At 69.7% G+C, this 274-nt stretch carries 1 protein-coding gene; it reads left to right on the top strand.

The window, feature by feature from the left end:
• Positions 1 to 10 precede the first annotated feature (10 nt).
• Complete coding sequence (locus SB771_RS34375) at positions 11 to 142, top strand: helix-turn-helix domain-containing protein (RefSeq protein ID WP_410721960.1); 132 nt, start codon at positions 11 to 13, stop codon at positions 140 to 142.
• Positions 143 to 274: the final 132 nt, after the last annotated feature.

Below are 274 nucleotides of genomic sequence, written 5' to 3'. Positions count from 1 at the left end.
CGCCGGCCTGTTGCGGCGCGGCTGCTCGGTCACCGAAACCGCCTACAGCATCGGCTTTTCCAGCCTCAGCCATTTCATCAAGGCCTTCAAGGCGCACCGCGGGGCCACCCCCAAGGCCTGGCTGCGCGGCGCCGCGCAGTAGCCGCGCGCCTTGGGGGGTAGCGGCAATACCGGTATCGCGGCTGGCCTTGCTGCGGGGGGCGAGGCTGGCAACAATCCCGGTTCCACGACTTCCCGCCCGACAGCGCAAGGCTTGCCCCCATGACTTCCCCCA

It is taken from the genome of Burkholderia sp. SIMBA_051, from assembly GCF_046534915.1.
In the GTDB taxonomy this organism is placed as follows: domain Bacteria; phylum Pseudomonadota; class Gammaproteobacteria; order Burkholderiales; family Burkholderiaceae; genus Burkholderia; species Burkholderia ambifaria.
The sequence above is the reverse complement of the archived record's forward strand: the minus strand, read 5'-3'. Positions and strand labels throughout refer to the sequence as shown.